Genomic DNA, 22,367 nt, shown 5'->3' on the forward strand with positions numbered 1-22,367 from the left:
CATCACTCCTCCACCGCGCGGAAGCGGAAGGTTCGGGTCAGGGTGAGGGACACCAGCAGCTCCTTGATGTTGTAGCCGGAGGCGGCGAGCTCGGCGTCGAGGGCGTCGATCGTGCAACGATCGATCGGGGCGACGTCGCGGCCGTAGCCGTAGCGGAACCAGTTGGTGAGGTAGCAGCGGGTGCCGTTGGCGGACTCGCCGATCTGGCCGACCATGTCGACGGCGTCGGTGAACGCGAACACCCACGCGCCGGAGACGGACTCGCCGCTGGCGTCGACAGGAGCGCCGTTGTCGAGGTCGCGCCACTTGCCGAGCGCGTCGTAGTGCTCGAAGGCGAAGCCGGGCGGGTTGATGACGCTCTTGTGACAGCCGGCGCAGTACGGATCCTGCTCGGTGTGGGCCTCGACCTGGTCGCGGGTGGTGACGATGTCGTCGCTCGGCGCGGGCAGGTTGGGGTCGATGCCGCCGGGCGGGGGCGGGGGCGGGGTGCAGAGGATCTGCTTCTGCATGAAGGCGCCGCGGAAGATCGGCGAGGACGAGCTCTGGTAGGCGTGGGTGGCGAGGAAGCTGGGCTGGGTGAGGATGCCGGCGCGCTTCTGCGGGTCGAGGGCGGCCTCGGTGAACTCGGCGCCGTACTGGCCCTCGAGGCCGTAGAGGGCGGCGAGCTCGGCGTTGACGAAGGTGACGGGGGCGGTGAGCAAAGCGGCGTAGTCGCCCTCGAGCTCGAACACGACGTGCCGCACGAACCGCTGGGTCTCCTCGCGCATGGCGCCGGCGAGGGCCTTGTTGAACTCGGGGTAGAGGTCGCCGTTTTTCTGGAGGTTGTCGACCTTGTCGAGCTCGAGCCACTGACGATGGAAATCGGCGACGGGAGCCTCGGCCTTGGGGCTGTCGAGGAGGCGGCGGGCGTGCGCCTCGACGCCCTCGGGCGTGTCGAGCTCGCCGGCCCCGGCGGCGGTGAGCAGGAGGTCGTCGGGCATGCTGCCCCACAACAAGTAGGAGAGGCGCGAGGCGAGCTCGTAGCCGCCGAGCGGGATGACCTGGTCGCTGTCGGCGCTGTCGCTCAGCTCGACGCGGTAGAGGAAATGACCCGACTGCAGCATGGCCTCGATGATGAAGCGAATGCCCTGCTCGAACGCGGTGCCCTCGGGGTAGAGGCCGGGGCCCTGGGTGAACAGGCCGCTGTAGGTGGTCTGCTCGGCGGGCGTGAGCGGGCGACGGAAGGCGCGGCGGCCGAACTCGGCGACGAACTGGGCGGCGCACTGCGAGCCGTCACCCTCGGGCTGGCACGGCAAGATGGCGGCGAGGGCCGCGGGCGCGACGGCCTCGGCGGCGAGGCGCTCGGCGGCGCGGCGGTAGTCGCGACCGAGGCGGTCCTTGACGACCATCTGCGCGGCGTTGTTGTCGAAGCCAGCGACCGCGGGATCGGCGAGGAACTCGGCCGAGGGCAGCGGGTCGAGGTTCAACTTCAGGAGGTCGGCGACGGTGAGGTCGTACTGCTGGTGGGTGAGCCGCACGAGCCGCGGCATCGGCCCCGGCTGCGGGCCTTCGTCGCACTTGACGGGCTCGCCGCCGTCAGTCGGATCGGCGCTGGTGTCGGTGCCACCCTCGGTCGGATCGCTGGTGTCGGTGCCGGCAGAACCCTCGCTCGGACCGGGGTTCTCCGTGCCGGCGGTGGGACCATCGGTGCCGCCGCCGCCGCCGCCGCCGCAGGCGATCGCGGGCGCGATCAGGGCCAGCGCGGCCAGGTATCGTGGTAGGTGTCGTGACACTCCGTCGCCTCCTCGGAAGCCACGGTAAAAGCCGGCCAGAGGGCTTGCAACGCGGAATCCGCGGGGGGCCCGAGGCCCCGCCCGGAGCCGCCCGAGGGCCAGCGACGCGGCCCCGCGGCCACGGACGCGCTATGGTCGGCGCATGTCCGACCGAGAGGTGACCAAGACCGACGCGGAGTGGCAAGCGACGCTGACCCCGGAGCAGTACCGGGTGCTGCGCCAGGCGGGGACCGAGCGCGCGTTCACGGGCGCGTACTGGGACGAGAAGGCGCCGGGCAAGTACCGCTGCGCCGGCTGCGGGGCGCTGCTGTTCGACGCGACCACCAAGTTCGACTCGGGCTGCGGCTGGCCGAGCTTCTTCGACGCGGTCGACCGCGAGGCGATCGAGGAGCGGGCCGACACCAGCCACGGGATGCGCCGCGTCGAGGTCGTGTGTCGCCGCTGCGGCGGTCACCTGGGGCACGTGTTCCCCGATGGTCCGCAGCCGACACGTCTGCGTTATTGCATCAACTCGCTCAGCCTCGAGTTCGATCGCCAGGACGGATCGAAGTAGACGATCCCGGCTCAGTCGCTCAGCCAGTGGCTGCGAAAGCGCGCGCCGTCCCAGTAGAGGAGCGCGCTCGAGGACTCGAGCTTCATCATGACGATGCCGTCGCCCTGGAGCGCGGGCGGCTTGCCGCCGGGCCCGCCGGGCACGGAGGTGCCGCGGTCGTGGACGTACCAGGCGTCGCGCGCGGGCAGGGTGAGGCCGGCCTTGGCGTCGTCGTCGAGCCAGACGGCCGGGCGCCCGCCGCCGCGCAGCACGACCAGCCGCGGCAGCGCGCCGGCGCCGAGCTTGGGCACGACGCTGACGAGGTAGTCGGGCGCGGCGTCGCCGTCGAAATCGCCGCGCAAGTAGAAGGGGTTGATGCCGCGATCGATGGCGTGCTCGGCCCAGATCTTGGCGGCGGCGCCCCGCTCGAGCAGCTCGGGCGGGGTGTTGGCGTCGCCGAGGCGATCGGCGAGGGCGGCGTCGTCCTGGGCCGGCGGCGGCGGCGGTAAGGGCGTTGCGGCAGGCGGCTCGGCCTTCGCGGGCGCGGGCGCGGGCGTCGCCGCGGGCGCGGAGCAGGCGAAGGCGGACAGGCCGAGGGTGACGAGGAGGTCGATGCGGACGCTCATGGGAGGGTGCGGAGCGGGGCGACAACGGCGAGGGCCGGCGGCGCATTCCGTCGCGCGACGGGATAGCACGCACGCCGGCGGCGCCCAGCCCCGAGGGCGGCCGCGGGGGCGCAGGCGGGCCGGCGAGGCGCGCGCCCGGAGCCGCGCGGATGGCGGCGGGCGGGCTCGGCCGGGCTGGCGTGGGGCGATCGCCGAGGGTGATGCATGGGCCATGGCGGGAGGGACATGGGCTTTGGGACATGTCGGTCGGGCCAGAGGCGGGATGTCAGGGGGGACATGTTGGACCTGGTGAAGCGGGCGCGTCATGCTCCGGCACGAGGCATGTGGCGCGAGAGACATGTCCCGATCCACATGCTCGATTCGACATGTCCTGATCGACATTCCTGAATGGACATGTTGGGCCTGGTGGAGCGTGCGCGGCCATGCGCTGTTACGAGCCATGCAGCGCGAGAGATGTCCCGATTGACATGCTCTATTCGACATGTCTGGATCGACATGTCTCGATAGACATGTCTCCGCGGACATGTCCCGCGGCGCGACGGCCTCAGCGCGGGCGCGAGATGCCGGGGCCGGGGTCGGGGCCGATCGGGGCGGGCTTGGGCGAAGGGTCGGGCGGGGGCGGTTCGGGAGGGGCCTGCGGGGTCGTGGCGGCGGTGCCGAGCTCGGTCTCGGCGCTGACGTCCTCCGGCAGCACGGGCGCGTCGTAGGGGCGGAAGCGGGTCTTGCCGGCGCGGCCGGCGTTGAGGCGCTCCAGCTCCGCGTCGGTGAACGCCTGCGGGGTGCCGTACGGCGCGACCTGGCGGACGAAGGCCTCGATCTTGGCGCGGGCGGTGCGGGCGACCTCGAGGCGCATGCGATCGACCTCGGTGCGGCGGTTGGTGGTCGGGTCCTCGCACTCCTCCCAGCGCTCGAAGATCCGCCGCTTGCGCTCGGCGAGCGGCAGCTTGGCGTCGCGCCACACCTCGGTGAGCTGGCCGCCGAGGTCGGCGAGCTCGCTGCGCAGGCGCTGCCGGTACCAGGCGTTGGCGAGGTGGAAGCGCAGCTGCTCGGTGGCGATCATGAACGCCTGCTTGGCGCTCTTGTGGCGGTTCTTGCGGCGGCCGTCGGCGAGGCCGCCGAAGCGGGCGCCGAAGCCGGCGAGGATCGGGGCGGCGCCGAACGGGGCGGCGCGGCGCGGGTACACGGCCTCGTCGATCACGCCCATGAACCACGGCGGGTGACGCTCGGGCTCGGGCTCGCGGAGGCGACGGCGCCACAGGTCGAGGCCGAGGAAGTTGATGTCGGCGGTGCCGCCGTGGTCGCGGAACTCGACCGAACCGTCGGGGTAGATGACGGCGGTGAAGCCGTCGCCGCGGTGCTTGAGGCGGCCGGCGCTGTCGGGCTCGAGGTCGACGGAGGGCCGCGGGATGTCGGGCGGGAGCTTGGCCGGGGCGGCGTGCAGCGCGGGCGCGACGGCCAGGCCCAGCACGACCGCGCTCGCGCGCACGAGACGGGAGCTGAGCGAGGAGCGCGGGCGCATGGACGGGGTTCCGGCACAACCCGGCGGGCCGGACCGACATTTCCGGGCCGCGTGGGGCCTTCAGTTCATCGCTGAACGCGGTGGCTGTAAAGCGGCGCGGCGATCGCTGGCGACGCGGGCGGGGCTCGGCCGAGTTGCCGGGGTCGCGGCGAAATCAGTCGCCCTGGCCGCGGCTGCGCGGGTCCCTGTAAAAGGCGCGCAGAGACCGGTGGTCGGCCTTGCGGGCGCGGTTTCGCGCGGCGGTCTCGCGGTCCTTGGCCAGCGAGGCGAGCTCGGCGACCAGCTTGCGGTAGCTGTCGAGGCGCTCGGGCTCGATCGTGCCGGCGGCGGCGGCGGCGACCACGGCGCAGCCGGGCTCGTGGGCGTGGGTGCAGTCGCGGAAGCGGCAGTTCTCGGCGACCGCGGCGATGTCGGCGAAGGCCTCGGGCACGCTCTCGTCGGCGTTCCACAGCCCGAGCTCGCGCATGCCGGGGGTGTCGATGACGAGGCCGCCGCGTGGCAACACCAGCAGCTCGCGGTGGGTGGTGGTGTGGCGGCCCTTGCCGTCGTCGCGCAGCTCGCCGGTGAGGAGCCGCTCCTCGCCGAGCCAGCGGTTGATGAGCGTGCTCTTGCCGACGCCCGAGGCGCCGATCAGGGCGGTGGTCTGCGGGCGGGCGATGTAGGCGTCGAGCTCGTCGAGGCCCTGGCCGCTGACGCTCGAGAGGACGTGGATCGGGACCGGGCGCTCGCCAGCGACGCGGGCGAGCAGCGGGCGGATGGCTGAAAGCACAGGTTCGGCGGTCTCGACCAGATCGGCCTTCGTCAGGGCGAGCACGGGGGCGGCGCCGCTGGCGAGGGTGATGGCGAGGTAGCGCTCGAGCCGGCGCAGGTTGGGGGCCTGGTCGAGCGGGTGGACGATGAAGACGCTGTCGACGTCGGCGGCGACGATCTGCGGGGCGGCGGCGCCACGGCCGGCGGCGCGGCGGGTGAGCACGGTCTTGCGCGGCAGGACGGTGTGGATGGTGGCGGTGCCGAGCGCGGCGTGGATGTCGAGCGCGACCCAGTCGCCGACAGCCGGCTTCTGCATGGCGTCCTTGGCCGCGGCCTTGCGCAGCCTGCCGGCCAGCTCGCCGCGAAACTCGCCGGCGGCGGCGAGCACGACGTAGCCGCCGCGGTGCTCGGCGGCGACGCGACCGGGCAGGTTGCCGTCGCCGCGGTGGGCCGCCCAGGCGCCGGCGGCGTGCTCGTCCCAGCCGAGTCGCGCCAGCGGGTCGGGGGCGTCGCTCATGGTTTTTTGCTCATGTTGATGATGACCTTCCGCGAGCCGGTATGGACCACGGGGCGCGGGTCGGCGAACTTGCGCACGCAGGCGACGCCGTCGCCGAACGGGCCGGCGCCCTCGTAGATGGGCTCGATGACGATGCGGCCGCTGCGGTCGATGAAGCCCCAGCGGTGATCGACGCGCACGGCGGCGAGGCCCTCGCTGAAGCTCTGGGCCAGGTCGAAGCGCGGGTCGATGACCATGCGGCCCTCGCGGTCGATGAAGCCCGTCTTGGCGCCGACGCCGACCGGGGCCAGGCCCTCGGCGAAGTTGCCGGCGCGGAGGAAGCGGTAGTCGATCACGGCGGTGCCGCTGCGATCGCTGTAGCCGTACTGGCCGCTGTCGCCGACGGCGGCGAGGCCGTCGTGAAAATCACCGGCGTCGGTGAAGCGCGGCTCGATGGCCCAGGCGCCGCTGGTGTCGATGAAGCCGAACAGGTCGTCCTGCTGGACGCAGGCGAGGCCCTCGCAGAACTCGCCGGCGTAGTCGAAGCCGGCGGGCACGACGACCTGGCCGGCGCGATCGATGTAGCCCCACGCGGGCACGCCCATGCGCGACAGGGCGCGGAACGGGGCCCGGCCCTCGGCGAACCGGCCGAGCTGCGAGGCCTGCGGCGGGGCGGCGACGAACTCGCCGGCGCGGTCGCAGTAGCCGGTGTGATCGCCGAGCTGCACGCAGGCGAGGCCGTCGGCGAAGCTGGCGGCGGCGACGAAGCGGGCCGGGATGACGAGCTCGCCGCGGACGTCGATGAAGCCCCAGCCGCCGTCGAGCTTGACGGCGGCGAGGCCCTCGCTGAAGCCGAGCGTGAGCGCGTAGGCCGGGGCGAGCGCGACCTCGCCGTCCGGGCGGACGAAGCCGAAGCGGTCGCCGTCGCGGACCGGCAGCAGGCCGCTGGCGTGGGGCAGGGCGAACCGCAGCGCCGAGGCGGCCAGCACCTGGCCGCGCGGATCGATCAGCTGGAACGCGCCGGGCTCGCCGTGCGGGTTGACGTAAGGGAAGTCGATGTTGCGCAGCAGGGCGCCCATCAGCGCGTCGGCCGACTCGGACAGGTCGGCGCCGGACTCGACGCGGCTGGCGAGGCGGTCGAGCAGGGCGACGACCTCCTTCATGCCGATCGGCGCGTCGCCGAGGTAGGTGCCGAACTCGTGGCCGAGCCGCAAGGTGCAGCGCGACTTCTTCTTCGGCCCCTCGAGCACCTCGATCTCGTGCTGGTAGTCGGCCATGGCGTCGCCGTGCAGGCCGGTCGCGGCCTTGAAGCCGTACTGCGCGAGGCGGCCGAGGATGTCGCCGTAGACGTCGGGTGGCAGCTGGACCTCGCACTGCCGACCCTGCGAGCTCCACGTGGCCCGACCGTCGGGCTCGAGCGTCAGCGTGTCGACCTCGCTCGAGTGACGGGAGCCGACGCGATAGACGATCTGGGTCGCGCGGCTGAGGGTGCCGGTGGCGTTCATCTCGGGGGACCTCGGGGGGCCCGACTATAGCGCGGCGATCGGGCGCGGGAGGCCGCCGCGCCGGCGCTCGCGCCGACGCGCGCGCTCACGAGCCGGTCGCGGCCGGGTCGCCGTCGTCGCGGTCGAGGGCGCGGCGGATGCTGGCGGCCCAGCCCTCGAGGTCGGTGAGGGTGGCCTGGAGCTCGGCCGGCGAGCGGGCCAGCTCGGCGAGGCGGGCCCGCAGCTGGTCCTTGCCGAGCCGCAGGCGCCCGCGCACGGTGCCCTCGGGCACGCTGAGCAGCTCGCTGATCTCGCGCCCCGAGAGGCCCTCGAAGATGTTGAGCTCGAGCACGATTTGCTGGTCGAGCGGGATCTCTCGCAGCGCCAGCACCAGCAATTGGGCCTCGCGCCGGCGCATGACGATCGAGCTCATCGACGACGGCGACAGGTCCTTGACGCACAGCGCCCCGAAGTCGAGCGCCTCGCCCTGGCGCTTGTGCTTGGTGCGGATGTAGAGCCGGAGGACGTTGAGGGCGATGGCGAAGACGAACCGCTTGAAGCTGGTCTCGCCGCGGAAGCCGTCCTTCGCCTTGGTACACTCGAGGAAGGTCTGACTGACGAGGTCGGCGGCGTCGTGCTCGCTCGAGACCTTGTTGCGGAAGAAGCGGGCGATCGCGCCGAAGTGTCGCTTCACCAGCCGCTCCCCCGCGCCGCGGTCGCCGGCCCGCCAGGCCGAGAGCAGTTCCCAGTCGGGGTCCATGGCGCCTCGATCTTACCTCGACCTGCGCCGCCCGCGGGGCCGCGTCGCCTGTTATCTTCTCCGCCCCTCCGACGATGTCGACGCCGCCCGACACGCCGCCCGACACGAAGGCCGCCCGCGGTGCAGGTGCGGGCACGTGGGCCGACGTCGACGTCCATCGTCTCCATGCGCGCGTGATGGGCCGGCTGTTCGGCGAGCCGGCCGCGCCCACCATGATCGGCAGGTTCCATGTCGAGCGCCGGCTGGGGTCGGGGGCCATGGGCGTCGTCTATGCGGCCGTCGACGCCCAGCTCAATCGCCGGGTCGCCATCAAGCTGCTGCACCCGCACCTGCAGGGCGACGAGCAAGGCCGCGCTCGACTGCTGCGCGAGGCCCGGGCGATGGCCCGCCTCGAGCACGATCACGTGGTGCGGATCTACGAGGTCGGCGCGTGGGGCGACCAGATCTACATCGCCATGGAGCTGATCGAGGGGGTGACCCTCGACGCGTGGCTGCGCGAGCGCCCGCGGGCCTGGCAGGCGGTGCTGACGGTGTACCTGCAAGCGGGGCGGGCGCTGGCGGCGGCCCACCACGCGGGGCTGCTGCACCGCGACTTCAAGCCCGAGAACGTGCTCGTCGACCACCGCGACCGCGCCCGCGTCCTCGACTTCGGGCTGACGTGCGCGCTCGATGCCGGCGAGGCGCTCGACGACGAGCTGATGCCGCTGACCCGCACCGGCAGCATCCTCGGCACGCCGGCGTACATGGCCCCCGAGCAGCAGCGCACCGGCAACGCGGAGCCGCGCTCCGACCAATTCAGCTTCTGCGTGGCGCTGTTCGAAGGTTTGTTCGGTCTGCGGCCGTTCGGCTCGGTTCCGCGCTTCGGTCAGGTCGAGATCGCGCCCATTCCGCGGGAAAGTCGCGTCCCTTTGCGCATCCGCCGCGCGATCTTTCGCGGCCTGTCCGAAAAGCCAGATGCGCGCTGGCCGGGCATGGACGACCTGCTGGCGGCCTTGCAGGCGCCGCGCCGGTTCGTCGGCGGGCCCGAGGACGGGCGGGCGCGGCCGTGGCTGCTGGCGGGCGGAGTGACGCTCGCGGCCGCGGGGCTGGTGGCGCTCGGCGTGTCGCTGGCGCAGCCGGAGACGGGCGATGCGGTGGCGGAGGGGCCAGAGCCGGGGCCGCTCGCGAGCGCGCCCGACGAGGCGCAGGCCGACGCGCTGGCGACCGAGCGCGCGGCCGCCGAACGCCAGGCCCACGCGCTGCGGGTCCGCGACGCCGCGCTGTCGCTGCTGCCCCGCGATCCGACGACGGCGGCGCTGCTGCTGCGCGAGCTCGACGATCCCGGAGCGCTGGCCCAGCGGGTGCTGGCGGAGCCGATCAGCGCGGCGATCCTGCGCGGCCACGACGGGCCGGTGGTGGCGGTGCGCTGGATCGAGGCTGTCCCGGGGGACAGGGGCGCGGTGCCGGGGGCGGCGAGCGAGGCTGTCCCGAGGGACAGGTCGCATGGCGCGCCGGCAGGGTCCGCGAGCGCGGCGGTGCTGGCGAGCGGTTCTGTCCGTGCGGGCAGCGGCGGGGCTGTCCTCCGGGACAGGTCGGGCGGCGAGGCGGCGCTCCTTGGGAGCGGGTCGATGCCGCACGACATGGCTGTCCTCGGGGACAGGTCACGAGTGAGCGGTACGGCTGGCCTTTCGGACAGTTCACGCGCGCGTGAGCCGATCGAAAAGACTGTCCTTCGGGACATGTCGCGAGCGAGCGGAGCGGCGGTGCTGGCGAGCGGCGTCGGCTCACCTGTCCCGGGGGACAGTTTGGCGTCGCCTGTCCCGCAGGACAGCTCGAGAACACCGCCGGCGGAGCTGCGCGGCGCGGTCGAGACCGTCGACGCCTCCGGGCACGTGCGTCGGTTCGCGATCGCCGGCGGGCCGCCGACCCCCGGCGCGGGCAGCTTCGGCGCCGACCCGCGCCGCGGCCCTGCGGGCGAGGAGCTGCGGGTCGACGCTCGCGGCGGCGTGTCGCTGGTCGCCGGCGAGCGCGTGACGGCCCTGCGCGGCGTCGTCGGCCCGCTCGCGGCGGTCGCCTGGAGCCCCGACGGCCAGGAAATCGCCGCGGCCGGCCCGCGCGGCGAAGTGTGGCGGATCGCCGGGGGGCGCCCGATCGCCGTCGGCGAGCGCGGCGCGGCCGTCGGCGCGCTGGCGTGGGACCGCGGCGGGCGGCACCTCGCGATCGGCCGCGACGACGGCGGGGTCGAGGTGTGGCGTATCGACGGCGCGGCGCGGCGGATAGCGGCGGTGGTCGGCGACGGCGGCGTCACCGGCCTGGCTCTCGGGACAGGTTGGTTCGCCAGCGGCAGCGACGACGGCAGCGCGCGGGTGTGGCGGATCGGCGGGGTCGGGCGGCCCTTCGTGCTGCGTGGTCACACCGGGCCGGTTCGGGCGCTGGCGTTCGCGCCCGGCGGTGTCCGCCTGATCACCGGCAGCGACGACGGCAGCGCGCGGGTGTGGCGGCTCAGCCCGGCGGCGGTGCGCGAGCACGACCTCGGCGCGGTCGTGCACGCGCTCGCCTGGAGCCCCGACGGCACCGCGCTGGCGGCCGCCGGGGCGCGCAGCGTGTGGCTGCTGCCGACCGACGGCGGGCCGGTGCGCCGGCGCGACCACGCCGGCACCGCGCTGGCGCTGGCCTGGCGCGGCGACGGTCAGGAGCTGGCGGTCGCCGACGACGGCGGCGCGATCACGTGGATCCCCCGCGGCGAGGGCGAGCCGCGGCGGGCCAGCGTCGACCGCCGCCCGCTACCCGCGCTGGCCTGGGATCCTCGGTCCTCGCGCCTGGCCGCCGGCGGCAGCGACGGCGCGTTCTTCATCTGGCCTTCAGGACATGACTTCAAGGACATGGCCGATCCGACCCGCGCGCCGCAGGGCCGCGGGGCCATCGCCGCGCTGGCCTGGTCGCCGGTCGACGATCGACTGGCGGCCGTCACCGCGTCCGGCTACGTGCTCGTGCGCACCGAGCAGACCGTGTTCATCGAGCTCGGCCAGCCGCTGCGCGGGCTGGCGTGGAGCCCCGCCGGCGACGCCCTGGCGATCGTCGGCGACAATCGGGCGCTGGTGCGCATCGCCGCGGCCACTGGCGTGCGTACCGAGCTGGGGCGGGCCGCGGCGGCGCTGACGAGCGTCGCCTGGGACCCGCGCGATCGCTGGATCGTCGCCGGCGCGGCCGACGGCGGGCTGCTCCACTGGTCGCTGCAGAGCGAGGGCGGGCCCGAGCTGCTCGTGGGCCACGGCGGCGGCATTCATGCCCTGGCGTTCGACACCGCCGGTGACCGCTTCGCCTCGGCGGGCGGCGACGGCCGCGTCGTCGTCTGGCCGCGCCCGGGCGAGGGCCTGCGCGCGCGCATCGCCGACGCCACGCGCGCCTGCCTGCAGCCTGCGGATCGCCGGCGTCATCTCGGTGAATCGCAGGACATCGCCGACGCAGGAGCCGCGGCTTGCGAGCGATCATTTGGTAATGTGGATTACTAAATGATCGAATGAGGCTCACCGCGAGCCGCAATGCGCATAGGCGATCGCATGGCGGCCCGCGGCCCCCAGGTCCGGCCTCGACCGGGGCAGCCGCGCGCGGTCGGCGGCAAACCGCTGGTCATACATCTGTTACGACGCTTTCGAGAATTTTTTGTCGGTGACGGTGATCGATCGGGCGGGCCTCGTTACTCGAGGGACAGGTCGGGTCTCGCGGTCGTCGCGGTGATCCCGCCCATGCGCCACGGATGGTGCTCTGCCACGGAGGCTGTCTCTCAGGCCAGGATGGCCACATCTATTCCTCGCGGTCCGTCAGGCCGTCGCCAGCCTTGCATGTGCATGCAAGGCCGGCCTGTTGGACAGCATCGTCGCCGCGCGTCGCGCTTCGCGGCCGCGGCCCTCTAAGGAGAGCACATGTCGACAGTACGATCGCAGGGGCGCCGTTCGCTCCTGAAGGTGGGGATCGCATTGTCCCTGGTGGTTCCGGCGCCCGCGTGGGCCGCCCAGCCTGGGGAATCCTCGAGCGGATGGAAGACTGAATCGGCCGCGTCGGCGGACGGCGACACCGTCGTCCTCGACGACTCGCCCGAGCCGGCCAAGCGCAGCAAGAGCAGCGGCAAGAAGAAGGCCCCCAAGGCCCAGCCGCGCGAGGCGATGATCAAGGCTCAGGTCGAAAAGGCCGAAGCCGAGCGCGCGCCGCTGCAAGATCAGGCGCAGCAGCTGTCCGACGCCGGCAACCTCGAGGGGGCCGTCGGCCTGCTCGCGGGCGGCGCCGAGGCGCTGCGCGATCCGGTGCTGCACCTCGCGGCCGCCGACGCCCGGCAGAAGCTCGCGCGCAAGCGCAGCGCCGATCAGGCCAAGGCCGAGTGGGAGGCCAGCCTGCGCCACATCGACCGCGCCGACGCGCTGCTCGCCGCCAACAGCGGCGGGGCCGTCGACGGCCTGCGCGTCAACCCGGACGACCTCGAGACCATGCACGCGTGGAGCGTCGAGCTGCGCGGCGCCGCCGATGGCGCGCTGCCGGACCTCGTGCGGCGCACCAACCCGGTCCGTCGCAACGCCCGCGGCGAGCTGATCGCCGGCTCGATCTTCCTCGCCGGCGGCCTCGCGGCGCTCGGCGTCATGGGCGGCGGCATCTACCTCAGCAAGTCGGCCGACCGCGAGCTGCCCAAGGCCGATGGCAACCCCGAGTACCTCGCCCCGCTCGAGGCGCAGAAGAAGCAGGGCGACACCATGATCGCCGCGGGCGCGGTCGCGGGCGTCCTCGGCGTCGCGCTCGGCGTCACTCTGGTGGCGCTCGGCGCCACCGACTTCAAGAAGGCGCGCCAGGAGCAATTGGCGCGCCTCCGCGTCGCGCCCGCCGTCTCGCCGACGTTCGGCGGCCTGTTCCTGTCCGCTCGCTTCTGACCCCCCGGCCTGAGGGCCGCGATCGTCGCCCTGGCCCGGGCCCCGCGATCCCCACCTGTCCTACGGGCCACTTCTTTCAGGAGCACCTACGACCATGTCTCAGCGATTCTCTTCATCGATCCCGCTCGTCACCGCCGCCGCGCTCGCGCTGCTGGCCGGCGGCGCTTGCAAGACCGTCGTCCTGCCCGGCAACGACAGCGGCGACGAGACCGAGGGCACCAGCGGCGGCACCAGTGCGGGCGGCACCGAGGGCGGCAGCAGCACCGGCAACGACGGCGAGCAGGGCACGGCCAACTGCGGCGAGCTGTCGGCGCAGACCGTCAACATCCTCGACAAGAACTGCAAGCAGTGTCACGGGGCCGACAGCGCGGCGCTCGGCAGCATCAACTACATCACCAACCTCGACGCGCTGATCTCGAACGGCAAGGTCGTGCCGGGCGAGCCGAACAACTCGGCGATCTACCGCCGCATGGCCGCCACCATGGCGCCGATGCCCCCCGAGGGTCAGGAGCCGCGGCCGACCGAGGACGACATCCGCGCGGTCGAGCAGTGGATCGGCGAGTGTGCCGGCGTGACCGGGTGTGACGCGAACCCGTGGATGACGCGCACGCAGGTGATCGACCTGATCCGCAACGACCTCCTCAACACGCAGGAGATCTCGGCGGACGCGCGGCCCTTCATCCGCTACTTCAGCCTGGTCCACCTCTACAACTACGGCTGGTGCGACGACCAGATCGAGGTCTACCGCCACGCGCTGTCGAAGCTGGCCAACAGCCTGTCGAACGAGATCAAGGTCGTGGCGCCGGTCCCGATCGACAAGGACAAGCTGGTCTTCCGCATCGACATCCGCGACTACGACTGGGACGCGCCGGGCCGCGTGCTCGACCCGGTGTCGAACACCTTCGTCGAGGAGTTCCGCGACACCTGGGAGCTCATCGCCAACAAGGACCCGTACGCGATCGAGTTCATCGGCGACAGCGCCGAGGACGTGAAGCAGGCCACCAACACCAGCTTCTTCCTGCTGCAGGCCGACGCGTTCGTCGAGGTGTCGGCCCAGCCGCCGCTCTACCACGACATCCTGCGCATCCCGGCGACCCGCTTCGAGCTCGAGCAGAGCTTCGGCATCGACGTCGACGCCAACGTCACCGAGGAGGTCGAGACCAACCCGAACCGGGTCGCGCGCGCCGCGTTCCACGAGTCGGGCGTGTCCGAGAACCACCGCGTGATCGAGCGTCACGACTTCCCGAACGCCAGCAACCGCGTCTACTGGATCAGCTACGACTTCCAGAGCAACGCCGGCGACGCCAACGTGTTCGTCGACCCGTTCAACTTCGTCGAGGACGGCAGCGAGATCATCTACAGCCTGCCGAACGGCCTCCAGGGCTACATGATCGTCGATGCCGTCGGCTTCCGCATCGACGACGCGCCGATCCAGATCGTGCAGGACAAGAACGCTCCGGACGGGGTGGTCCGCAACGGCAAGTCGTGCATGGGCTGCCACAGCGTCGGCATGATCAACAAGGAGGACGACCTGCGCTGGGAGGTCGACGCGAACCTCGGCGAGGGCGACTTCGACGACAACGAGCTCGACGCCATCCGCGCCCTGTATCCGCAGCGCGACGACTACAACGGCCTGCTCGCGCTCGACGCCGACCGCTTCAACCTCGCGGTCAAGGCCGCGGGCGTCCCGATCGGCGGCGACAAGGAGCCGATCGTCACCGCGTTCAACGCCTTCGACGAGGACGTCGAGATCCGCCGCGCCGCCGCCGAGCTGTGGACCACCGAGACGACCCTGCGCGAGAAGCTCGGGCAGCTGAGCCCAGATCTCGACGATCTCGGCAAGAGCCAGACCGGCGTCCGCCGCGACGTGTTCACCGCCGCCTACGCCGACGCCGTCTGCCAGCTCAAGGTCGGTATCACCAAGGCCTGCAAGTAATCCTCACCCACCAGACCGCCCGGGCAGATCTGGCGACCTGCCCGGGCGGTCGTCTGTCTTGCGTTCGACCTGTCTGAAAAGACATCTTGCGCGCGGCCGCGGCGGCGCGGTCCCCGGGCCGCGCGTGGCCCGGCGCACGGCGGAGTGGGGCATGCGCGCCCGTGCGCGATAGCGTCCTCGATCGAGGGCCATAGGTCGTGTACCGTGGTCGGCGGTGGGAGCCCGCTCGCCCGACGACGTGTGCTCCGGGCCCTCCGGCCCGGACCTGCTCGCGACCACCGACGCGAAGTCGCCGGCGCTGGACGTCACCGCCCGCGCCGGCGCCAGCCCGATCGAGAAGACGGTCCTTGCAGCACCTGTCCGCAAGGACAGCACGCCGCACGTGAGCGCCGGCGTCAGCCTGCGCGCCGCGATCGCGCTCGACGACTCGCTGCTCCGGCAGTCGCGGCGGATCGGTCGCTACGCGATCCTGAGCGAGCTCGGCGAGGGCGGCATGGGCGTGGTCCTGTCGGGCTACGACGAGGTGCTCGAGCGCCGCGTCGCCATCAAGGTGCTGCGCTCGCACAACCGCCAGGACGGGCGCCTGCAGGCCCGCCTGCTGCGCGAGGCGCAGGCGCTGGCCCGCCTGTCGCACCCCAACGTGGTCCAGGTCTACGAGGCCGGGGCGCTCGGCGACGAGCTGTTCATCGCCATGGAGTTCGTCCGCGGCGTCACGCTCTCGGCGTGGCTGGCCGACCGCGCGCGCACGCAGCAGGAGATCCTCGCGGTGTTCGCCGAGGCCGGGCGCGGGCTGGCGGCGGCCCACCGCGTCGGCCTCACGCACCGCGACTTCAAGCCCGGCAACGTGCTCGTCGACCTCGAAGGCCGCGTGCGCGTGGTCGATTTCGGCCTGGCCGCGCTCGCCGAGCAGGCCGAGCGGCCCACCAGCGAGGAGCTGGCCGGCGTCGGCGTCGAGCGCACCGGCGTGCTCGCCGGCACGCCGGCGTACATGGCCCCCGAGCAGTGGCTCGGCGAGCAGGTCGACGCCCGCACCGATCAGTTCAGCTTCTGCGTCGCGCTGTGGGAGGCGCTGGTCGGCGCCCGGCCGTTCACCGGCGACAGCGTCGACGAGCTGCGCGACCAGGTCCTGGTCGCCGATCTGCCCGAGCGCGTGCACGTCGGCCCGCGGATCGGCAAGCGGCTCTACCGGGTGCTCGCGCGGGGCCTCGCGCGGGTCCCCGACGGCCGCTATCCCAGCATGGACGCGCTGCTGGCCGACCTCGCCGGCCCGCAGGTGCGCGCCCGCCATGCGGTGCTCGGGCTCGGGCTCGGCGCCGTGATCGGCCTGGCCGCGGCCGCGTGGAGCTTCCAGGACGAGGGCCGCTGCCTCGGCGCCGAGGCCCGGCTCGTCGGCGTGTGGGACCCGGCCCGCCGCGACGCCGCCGCCGACGCCTTCGAGGCCGCCGGGGTCGGGTTCGCCGACGAGGCGTGGACGCAGGTCGCCGGCCGCCTCGACGCCCGCGCCGACGCGATCGTGGCCATGCACCGCCACGCCTGCGAGGCCCACGCCCGCGGCGAGCAGTCCGAGCACCTGCTCGACCTGCGCATGGCCTGTCTTTCGCGCCATGTCCATGAGGTCAGGGCCGTCACCGACCTGCTGGTGGCCGCCGACGCCGGCGTGGTCGAGCGGGCCGTCGACGCCGTGGCCGCGCTGCCGCCGATCGAGCGCTGCGCCGACGTCGCGCTGCTGACCGCCGAGGTCGCGCCGCCGGCCGATCCGGCCACCGCGCTGGCCGTCGACAACGTCCGCCGCGCGCTCGCCAACGTCGCCGCGCTCGAGCACACCGGCCGCTACGAGGCCGGCCGGCTCGGCGCCGAGCAGGCCGTCGCCGCCGCCGAGGCCACCGCCTACGCCCCGGCCGTCGCCGAGGCCCAGCTCGCGCGCGGCCGCTTGCTCGCGCTCGTGCAGCGCGACGGCGAGGCCGAGACCAGCCTGCGCGCCGCCTTCACCACCGCCACCGCCAGCCACCAGGACGCGGTCGCCCGCGACGCCGCCGCCGCGCTCGTCGAGACCCTCAACACCCTCGGCCGCCTCGACCACGCCCAGGTCTGGCTCGAGATCGCCGCCGCCGCCCAGGCCCGCGCGCCCGACGACGGCGCCGCCGCTTTCCTCGATCTCGCGCGCAGCAAGCTGCTGTGGTCGCTCGGGCGCTACGCCGAGTCCGAGGCCGCCATCGAGCGCAGCGTCGCCGCCTACGACGCCCTCCACGGCCCCGACAACCCCGCCACCGCGCGCGCGCGCCAGTGGTTCGGCACCGCGCTGTGGGCCCGCCAGGAGTTCGCTCGCTCCAAGGCTGTCCTTCCGGACAGCCGCGCCCGCCTCGAGCGCCTCTACGGCCCCGAGCACCCCGAGGTCGCCGCCGCCCTGCGCTTCGAGGGCAACCTCTACTTCGCGCTCACCGACTTCGACGCCGCCCTCGCGACCTGGCGCCGCGGCCTCGACATCATCCTCCGCACCCGCGGCGAGGACGACCCGCTGGTGGTCGTGCTGCAGGGCAACATCGCCGCCGCGCTGGCCCGCGCGCGCCGCCCCGTCGACGCCGTCGCCGCCTTCGAGGCCGTCGTGCGCACGCTCGAGCGCCGCCACGGCCCCGACCACATCGAGCTGTGCACCCAGCTCGACAACCTCGGCGCGTCCTACCTCGAGGCCGGCCAGCTCGGCCCCTCGCGCCTGGCCATCGACCGCTCGCTGGCGATCCGCCGCCGCGTCCTCGGCGAGGGCCACGCCGAGGTCGCGCGCTCGCTGCTCGGCCTCGGCGAGTGGGGCCTGCACGCCCGCGACTACGCCACCGCCATCCCCGCGTTCGAGCGCGCCCTGGCGATCCGCGCCGGCACCGACGTGCACGCCCTCCTGCGCGGCCGCGCCGAGTACGGCCTGGCCCGCGCGCTGTGGCTGTCGGACCGCGACCGCGGCCGCGCCCGCGCCCTCATCGATCAGGCCGTCGCCACCTTCACCTCGCTCGGCCAGGCCGGCTCGCTCGACCTGAACGAGGCGACGGCCTGGCGCACCGAGAACGTGCCGCCCGCGGTCGCGCCGAAGCGCTGACGTCCGGCGCGCCACCATCGCCGCTGGCGCCTGGCCACGCGGGCGCGCTACGTTCCGCGCATGCGCCACGCCATCGTCTTCGGGGCCACCTCTGCCATCGCCGCCGAGGTGTGCGCGCGCTGGGCCGCGCGCGGCGATCGGCTCCACCTGGTCGGGCGTGACTCCGACAAGCTCGCGGCCGTGGCCGCCCGCTGCGGCGCCGCCGAGGTCACCACCGCCGCGGGCGATTTCACCGACCTCGCGCGCGCCGAGGCCCTCGCGCACGAGGCTGTCGCCGCGCTCGGCGGCCGCGTCGACGTCGTCCTCGTCGCCCACGGCGACCTCGGCGATCAGCAGCGCAGCGAGCACGACGTCGCCGAGGCCGCGCGCATCGTCCAGACCAACTTCCTCTCGGTCGTCGCTCTGCTGGTCCCGCTGGCGAACGTGCTCGAGCGCCAGCGCAGCGGTACGCTCGCCGTCATCACCTCCGTCGCCGGCGAGCGCGGCCGCCCGCGCAACTACACCTACGGGGCCGCCAAGGGCGCCCTGCACGTGTACCTGCAGGGGCTGCGCAGCCGCCTCTACCCCGCGGGCGTCACCGTCACCACCCTCAAGCTCGGCCCGGTCGACACCCCCATGACCGTCGGCCACCCCCGGAACGCCCTGTTCGCCACCCCGCAGCGGGCCGCCCGCGACATCGATCGCGCCATCGCTCGCCGGGCCGTCGTCGCCTTCGTCCCGTGGTACTGGCGCCCGATCCTGTTCGTCGTCCGCCACACCCCCGAGCCGCTGTTCCAGCGCCTCGGCTTTCTCTCCGGCCGCTGACCGGCCCGCGCCGCGCCGCTCCGCGCGGTCACCGACCGCGGCGATCTATCGATCGTCGTCTTGGAGACATGTACCGAAGGTCATGCCCCAAAGGTCATGCCTGTATGGACATGCTCGATCGAGCATGCCTCGTCGACCATGTCGTCTCAGCCGAGCTCGCCCCAGCGGACGATCGTGCCGTCCTCCGAGCTGCTCCACAGCGCCCCGTCGGCCCACGTCAGCGCCCGCACCGCGTCGGTGTGAAAGCGCAGCGTCGCCACCGTCGCCCCGTCGGCGACCCGGTGCTGCACGATCGGCCCGGCGGGGTGGCCGACGAACAGCCAGCGCCCCGCGTCGTCGAAGCAGAGGCAGCGGTGGAATTCCGGCTCGCCGTCCAGCTCGGCCGCCAGTTCGACGGTCGTCCCCGCGGCCACGTCGACGAGCCGCGGGCGATCGACGCCGATCACGCCCACGTGCGCGCCGTCGCGGCTGATCGCCACGCTCAAGGCGTTCGTCGGCAGCGTCAGCGACTGCAGCGGCTTGCCCTTGGCAAGACCCACCACCACCAGCGCGGCGCCGACGGCCACCGCCGCCGCGGAGTCGCACAGGGCGATGCGAGGGAAGCGGCCGGGCAACTTGAGGTTCTTGGCCCATTTCGTCGCTCCGAACGCGCGCCACTGGGCCTGTGCCGTCGGCTCCGTCATCCGCGACGCCGGGTAGTTGGACGAAGTCACGCCCCAGGTCCGGCCGTCGGGCGCCAGCGCCAGCTCGCCGGCGCGGCGCTGGACCTCGAGCAACTCGCCCGGTTGGCCGGCGGCGTCGAACTGGGTCACCTTCAGCGGCTGGAGCGGGTAGGACTCGTGGAACACCAGCAGGCGCTGCCCGTCGGCGGTCGTGGCGATGTCGTGGACCTCGCGCACGTCCAGCAGCTTCCGCGCGCCGCTGCCGAGCTCGAGCTTCACCACCGACGGCCTCGAGTTGGCCGGCTGACACGACTGCAGCGTCAACCTCTCGCCGTGGACGAACAGTCGCTGCGCGCCGGGGCTGTAGCCGGTGATCGTAGCGAGCGGCTGCTCCGGCCGATCGACGCGCCAGATCCTCACCGTCGCGGTCGCGTGATCGATGGCCGCGACGTGGCCCGCGCTTGCGGCCGCAGCCTGGCCGGCCCAGCCCGACATCTGCCCGGTGGCGCTCTCCAGCTCGACGCTGAAGACCACCCGCTGCTCGGCGACGTCCCACACCTGCACCGCGCCCTGGATGGCGTGGAGGGCGATCCGGCTGCGGTCGTACGCGATCGACCCGCCGTCGGCTCGGCGGGGCAGGTCGCCCTGCCGCACGATCGCGCCGTCGACGAACGCGACCCGCTCGCCGCTCTTACCCACCATCCCGCGGGCGTCGGCGAAGAACGGCTTGAAGGCGCCGAAGAACGGCGCGTCGTCGAGCGCCTCGAGCCGCCCGTCGGGATGGACCGCCACCATCGCGTCGCCCCGCAGGTACACCACCCCGTCGGGACGCACCGCCAGCCACAGCGCCTCCGCGACCTCCGGCGGCAGCGCCACCTCGCGGAGGGGCGCCCCCGTCGCCGCGTCGACGAAGCACAGCGCCGGAGACGGGCCCTCGCGCCGCCACACCAGCTGCGCGCCGTCGGGTGAGACGGCGCCGCAGAAGTGCTCGCCGAATGGTTCGCTCGCCAGCAGCTCGACCACGCGTCCGGTCGCCGGCCACACCCGCGCGACGACGCGACCGCTCGCGCCGTGGGCCCACGCCAGCACCGATTCGCCGTCAGGGTGCGCGACCATCCACGCCACGCCGACCACAGCGACGCTCGCCCGCGGCGGTGACGGTGCCGACGGATCGTGCAGCGTGATCCCGTGGCTGCCGCCGACCACCAGCGACCCGTCGGCGAGGAACGCCAGCGCGTGCGGCTTGCCGGCGAAGATCCGCAGCGAAGGCGCGCGCGGGGCAGGGGGCAGGTGGACGATCGGGGCCGAGGGGAGCGGATTCCAGGTCATGACGGGCAGCGCAACCTCCATAGCAGCGCGCGGGTCGCGTCCGCAAGCGCCCCCGACGCGTGCCCCCTGATAGGAACGAAAGACAGGACGCGAGGGACATTCTCACGAGATGTCCCTTCAGACATGTCCCCAAGAACACCCGCTCAGTACAGCCGCAGCACCACCACGCACGCGTCCCACACCACGTGGCAGACCAGCACCGCGAACAGGCTGCGGGTCTTGAGCCCGAGCCAGGCCCAGAAGAACCCCGCGCCCGCGGCCGCCACCACCAACGCTGGCACCCCGAGGCTCACGTGGGCCACCGCGAACGCGGCCGCCGACGCCGCCGCGCCCCACCACGGGCCCGCGCGCGACGCCACCGCGAACGCCACCGCCCCGCGCCACACCACCTCCTCCGCCGCCGCGATCAGCGGCAGCAGCACCGCCGCCGCGCCGGCCGGAAGCAGGTAGACCCAGCCGTACACCGCGGCCACCTGGACCCGCGCCTCCGGCGTCACCGCGAACAGCACCTGGCTCCCGATCCACCCGGCCACCAGCAGCGCCGCCGCGGCGACGATCCCCCGGGCCAGCCCGCGCAGGCTCGGCCGCCACAGCTCCCGCCACGGCAGCCGCACCAGCGCCAGGCACAGCGGCACCAGCACCACGTTGGCCGCCAGCATCCGCCACCACACGTGCGGCGTCAGCGACCCGAGCGCCCAGATCAGCCCCACCGCCAGCGGCACCAGCCAGGCCAGGTGGACAGCGCCTTTGGAACATGTCTTGAAGAACATGTCCTCATCGCCACGTCGCAGCCGCAGCGACAGCCCCAGCCACGGTTCGACCCCCGCCGCCAGCTCCACGATCCGGGCCTCCGTCAGCGGCTGCGTCACCACCCCCAGCTCGGCCGCCGCCGGCCCCGGATCGCCGACCAGGCCGTGCGTCAGCAGCCCGAGCTGCGAGCGCGTCAGCAGCGGAGCCGGCAGCTTCTCGAGCCCCGCCACCGCGACTGCCAGCAGCGGCGCAGGGCAGGGGATGAGCGTCACCGGCAGCCCCAGCGCGTCGGCCACTCGCTGCACCACCGCGCGCAGCGTCAGCACCTCCGGCCCTACAACGTCGTAGCAGCGCCCGATCGCCGCCGGCCGCTCCAGCGCCGCCGCGACCGCCCGCGCCACGTCCTCCACCAGCACCGGCTGCAGCGGCGCGTGCCCGCCGTCAGGGGCCGGGAACACCCCCGCGTGTCGCAGCGTCGCCGCCAGGTTGTTCACGAAATCGTCGCCCGGCCCCGCCACCGGCCCCGGGCGGAGGATCGTCCAATCTGTCCCCGAGGACATGACCAAACGTTCACCCGCACGCTTGCTCGCCAGGTACGGCGTCGGCGAGGCGGGCTCCTGCTGCGGACCTGCCACGCTGACATGGATCAGCCGCCGGATGCCCGCCGTCTGCATCGCCGTCGTCAACGCCGTCACGGCTGCCTCGTGCGCCGACGCGAACGTCTGCCCTTGCTCGGTCCGCTTGATCCCCACCAGGTTGACGACCGCCTCACAGCCTGCCAGCGCCGCCGCCAGCTCGGGCCCGCCGCGGCTCGCGTCCGCGTCGCGCCAGGTCAGCCCCGGCCGTTCGAAGCGGCCGCGACGGCCCCGCGACAGCCCCACCACGGCATGACCGGCCTGCAGCAGCGCGTGCACGGTCGCCTGTCCGATGAACCCGCTCGCTCCGGCCACGGCCACCTGCATGCGCA

Annotated in this window: 14 protein-coding genes; 6 read left to right on the plus strand and 8 right to left on the minus strand. The window is 73.6% G+C overall.

Features of this window, described 5'->3' with window-relative positions; genetic code table 11:
• Positions 1 to 2: 2 nt before the first annotated feature.
• Positions 3 to 1,772, minus strand: coding sequence for a DUF1592 domain-containing protein (locus tag POL25_RS20215; RefSeq protein WP_272087750.1), 1,770 nt, complete (start codon positions 1,770 to 1,772; stop codon positions 3 to 5).
• A gap of 142 nt (positions 1,773 to 1,914) precedes the next feature.
• On the opposite strand from POL25_RS20215, the gene msrB reads away from it, so the two are divergent.
• The gene (msrB, locus tag POL25_RS20220) at positions 1,915 to 2,325 is read left to right on the plus strand and encodes a peptide-methionine (R)-S-oxide reductase MsrB (protein ID WP_272087751.1); all 411 of its coding nucleotides are present in this window, start codon (positions 1,915 to 1,917) and stop codon (positions 2,323 to 2,325) included.
• Between the two features lie 11 nt (positions 2,326 to 2,336).
• Here the strand turns inward: msrB and POL25_RS20225 are convergent, their stop codons facing one another.
• From POL25_RS20225 to POL25_RS20245, 5 genes are all read right to left on the minus strand, one after another.
• Positions 2,337 to 2,930 (minus strand): hypothetical protein, encoded by a 594-nt coding sequence (locus tag POL25_RS20225; protein WP_272087752.1) that lies wholly within the window; start codon positions 2,928 to 2,930, stop codon positions 2,337 to 2,339.
• A gap of 544 nt (positions 2,931 to 3,474) precedes the next feature.
• The gene (locus tag POL25_RS20230) at positions 3,475 to 4,449 is read right to left on the minus strand and encodes a hypothetical protein (RefSeq protein WP_272087753.1); all 975 of its coding nucleotides are present in this window, start codon (positions 4,447 to 4,449) and stop codon (positions 3,475 to 3,477) included.
• Positions 4,450 to 4,603: 154 nt separating this feature from the next.
• Positions 4,604 to 5,716: a ribosome small subunit-dependent GTPase A gene (rsgA, locus tag POL25_RS20235; RefSeq protein ID WP_272087754.1), complete on the minus strand. Its 1,113-nt coding sequence runs from the start codon at positions 5,714 to 5,716 to the stop codon at positions 4,604 to 4,606.
• Positions 5,713 to 7,200, minus strand: coding sequence for a WG repeat-containing protein (locus POL25_RS20240; protein ID WP_272087755.1), 1,488 nt, complete (start codon positions 7,198 to 7,200; stop codon positions 5,713 to 5,715). The genes rsgA and POL25_RS20240 overlap by 4 nt, the downstream gene beginning before the upstream one ends.
• A gap of 85 nt (positions 7,201 to 7,285) precedes the next feature.
• Positions 7,286 to 7,939: an RNA polymerase sigma factor gene (locus tag POL25_RS20245; RefSeq protein ID WP_272087756.1), complete on the minus strand. Its 654-nt coding sequence runs from the start codon at positions 7,937 to 7,939 to the stop codon at positions 7,286 to 7,288.
• 74 nt (positions 7,940 to 8,013) lie between these two features.
• Here POL25_RS20245 and POL25_RS20250 point away from each other — a divergent pair, with 74 nt between their 5' ends.
• The 5 genes from POL25_RS20250 to POL25_RS20270 all read left to right on the plus strand — a co-directional run bounded on the left by POL25_RS20250 (position 8,014) and on the right by POL25_RS20270 (position 18,659).
• Positions 8,014 to 11,430: a protein kinase domain-containing protein gene (locus POL25_RS20250; RefSeq protein WP_272087757.1), complete on the plus strand. Its 3,417-nt coding sequence runs from the start codon at positions 8,014 to 8,016 to the stop codon at positions 11,428 to 11,430.
• A 411-nt stretch (positions 11,431 to 11,841) separates the two neighbouring features.
• The gene (locus tag POL25_RS20255; protein ID WP_272087758.1) at positions 11,842 to 12,834 is read left to right on the plus strand and encodes a hypothetical protein; all 993 of its coding nucleotides are present in this window, start codon (positions 11,842 to 11,844) and stop codon (positions 12,832 to 12,834) included.
• 94 nt (positions 12,835 to 12,928) lie between these two features.
• Positions 12,929 to 14,770: a c-type cytochrome domain-containing protein gene (locus tag POL25_RS20260; protein ID WP_272087759.1), complete on the plus strand. Its 1,842-nt coding sequence runs from the start codon at positions 12,929 to 12,931 to the stop codon at positions 14,768 to 14,770.
• 214 nt (positions 14,771 to 14,984) lie between these two features.
• A complete protein-coding gene (locus tag POL25_RS20265; protein ID WP_272087760.1) occupies positions 14,985 to 17,855 on the plus strand; it encodes a serine/threonine-protein kinase in 2,871 nt (956 codons plus the stop codon).
• 60 nt (positions 17,856 to 17,915) lie between these two features.
• Positions 17,916 to 18,659, plus strand: a complete 744-nt coding sequence (locus POL25_RS20270; protein ID WP_272087761.1) for an SDR family NAD(P)-dependent oxidoreductase — start codon at positions 17,916 to 17,918, stop codon at positions 18,657 to 18,659.
• 146 nt (positions 18,660 to 18,805) lie between these two features.
• Here the strand turns inward: POL25_RS20270 and POL25_RS20275 are convergent, their stop codons facing one another.
• Together POL25_RS20275 and POL25_RS20280 are read right to left on the minus strand one after the other, a co-directional pair.
• The gene (locus tag POL25_RS20275; protein ID WP_272087762.1) at positions 18,806 to 20,650 is read right to left on the minus strand and encodes a WD40 repeat domain-containing protein; all 1,845 of its coding nucleotides are present in this window, start codon (positions 20,648 to 20,650) and stop codon (positions 18,806 to 18,808) included.
• Positions 20,651 to 20,793: 143 nt separating this feature from the next.
• On the minus strand, positions 20,794 to 22,362 hold the full coding sequence (locus POL25_RS20280; protein ID WP_272087763.1) for an NAD(P)H-binding protein: 1,569 nt from the start codon (positions 22,360 to 22,362) through the stop codon (positions 20,794 to 20,796).
• Between the last annotated feature and the right edge of the window lie 5 nt (positions 22,363 to 22,367).

The organism is Nannocystis bainbridge (assembly GCF_028368995.1).
Taxonomy (GTDB): Bacteria; Myxococcota_A; Polyangia; order Nannocystales; family Nannocystaceae; genus Nannocystis; species Nannocystis bainbridge.